At 76.6% G+C, this 1868-nt stretch carries 3 protein-coding genes; all 3 read left to right on the top strand.

What is annotated here, in order from left to right:
• Positions 1 to 154: 154 nt before the first annotated feature.
• The gene (locus ABZ641_RS35620) at positions 155 to 571 is read left to right on the top strand and encodes a TOBE domain-containing protein (RefSeq protein ID WP_359988571.1); all 417 of its coding nucleotides are present in this window, start codon (positions 155 to 157) and stop codon (positions 569 to 571) included.
• Between the two features lie 35 nt (positions 572 to 606).
• Complete coding sequence (locus ABZ641_RS35615; protein WP_359988569.1) at positions 607 to 1308, top strand: glycerophosphodiester phosphodiesterase; 702 nt, start codon at positions 607 to 609, stop codon at positions 1306 to 1308.
• Positions 1305 to 1868: crosslink repair DNA glycosylase YcaQ family protein (locus tag ABZ641_RS35610; protein ID WP_359988567.1), on the top strand; the 564-nt coding region annotated here is incomplete at its 3' end. The genes ABZ641_RS35615 and ABZ641_RS35610, both read left to right, overlap by 4 nt.

Here is a 1868-nt window from a genome sequence, read left to right as displayed (position 1 = left end):
GAGGAGGTGCCCCCACGCACACCTGGGGTGCTGCCCGCTTGCCCCCGTGGCCGGTTACCCGCAGGACCTCGGGGTAGGGCAGGATGGCCCGCGGACATCCGGCGCGCACCCCTGTACCGGTGTCACCACCCGAACCGAACGCCAGGAGAGCCCCATGGCCCAGCCCGACCGGCCGGTCCACCCGTACCGCATCGGCGAGGCCGCCGCGATGCTCGGCGTCAGCGCCGACACCATGCGGCGGTGGGTCGACGCGGGCCGGCTCGACGCGACCAGGGACGACCACGGCCACCGGATCATCCCCGGCGACCGGCTCGCCGCCTTCGCCCGCGAACTCGCCAAGCCCGAGAACGCCGAGGCCGAGGGCCGGCCGTCGTCCGCCCGCAACCGCTTCCCCGGCATCGTCACCGACGTGGTGCTCGGTGACGTCGCCGCACAGGTGGAGATCCAGGCCGGCCCGTTCCGGGTGGTGTCGCTGATCAGCCGGGAGTCGGCCGAGGAGCTCGCCCTGGTGCCCGGGGCGCCCGCGACCGCCGTCATCAAGTCCACCAACGTGGTGATCGAACGGCGCTGACGCGGCGCCACCCCGTCCGAGGAGACGCCCGCCCCATGAGCCGCCGCCCGCCCGTGCTCGCCGTCGCCCACCGCGGCGACCCCTACCGGTACCGCGAGAACACCCTGCGCTCCGTCCAGTCGGCCGCCGCGGCCGGTGCCGACGCCGTCGAGGTGGACGTCCGGCTGACCCGCGACGGCGTGCCCGTCCTGCTGCACGACCCCACCCTCGAACGGCTGTGGGAGGACCCGCGGCCGGTGCACCGGCTCACCCTGGACGAGCTCGCCGAGGTCGGCGACCCCGCCGGCCCCCGGGTGCCCACCCTCACCGAGGCGCTGAAGGCGGTCGCCGAGACGCCCGCCACCCGCCTGCTGATCGACCTCGACGAGCCCGGCCCGGCGGCCGCCGCGCACCGCGCCGTCGCCGACCTCGGCGCCGCGCACCGGGTCGCCTACTGCGGGCCGACCGCCGCCATGCTCGCCGTCCGCGCCCTCGACCCGGACGCCGAGATCGCCCTGACCTGGCGTCAGCCACGGCTGCCCGGCCGCCCGCTCCTCGACGACCTGCGGCCCCGCTACCTCAATCCGCCCTTCGGCATGGTCGAGCCCCGGATCGTCGGTGCGGCGCACGACGCCGGTCTGCTCGTCTCCACCTGGACGGTCGACCTGCGTCGCACCGTCCACCGGATGCTGCGGACCGGCGTCGACTCGGTCACCAGCAACCGCATCGACATGCTCCGCCGGGAGCTCGACGCGTGAGCGCGCCGCTGACCGCCCGCGCCCTCGGCCGTGCGCTGCTGGCCCGTCAGCACCTGCTGGAACGCAGCCCCCTGGACGCCGCGGCGATGGTCCGCCACCTGGTCGGCCTGCAGGCCCAGGCCGCCCCCGAACCGCCCTACCTCGGCCTGCTCAGCCGGATCGAGGGCTTCCGCCCCGAGCAGCTGACCACCCTGCTGGAGGAGCGCGCGGCCGTCCGGATCGCCCTGCAGCGCGGCACCATCCACCTGGTCACCGCCGATGACTGCCTGACCCTGCGTCCGCTGCTGCAGCCGGTGCACGACCGCTGGCTGCGCACCTCGTACGCCAAACGGCTGCCCGACCTCGACCTCGCCGACCCGGCCGGCGACCTCGCCGCGCTCGCCGACCGGGCCCGGGCGCTGGTCGAGGCGGAACCGCTGACCTTCCAGCAGCTCGGCCCGCTGCTCGCCCCGGCGTACCCGGCGAGCGAGCCGGCGGCGCTCGCCCAGGCCGCCCGGTGCGCGCTGCCGCTCGTCCAGGTGCCGCCGCGCGGCCTGTGGGGGCGGGGCGGTCCGGCCGCG

It is taken from the genome of Kitasatospora sp. NPDC007106 (assembly GCF_040634455.1).
GTDB classification, from domain to species: Bacteria; Actinomycetota; Actinomycetes; order Streptomycetales; family Streptomycetaceae; genus Kitasatospora; species Kitasatospora arboriphila.
Note: the sequence above shows the minus strand (reverse complement) of the source record. Positions and strands in the feature narration are given on the sequence as shown.

Coding starts and splice junctions, on each gene's coding strand:
- ABZ641_RS35620 (WP_359988571.1), top strand. CDS start 155: ATGGCCCAGCCCGACCGGCCGGTCCACCCGTACCGCATCGGCGAGGCC.
- ABZ641_RS35615 (WP_359988569.1), top strand. CDS start 607: ATGAGCCGCCGCCCGCCCGTGCTCGCCGTCGCCCACCGCGGCGACCCC.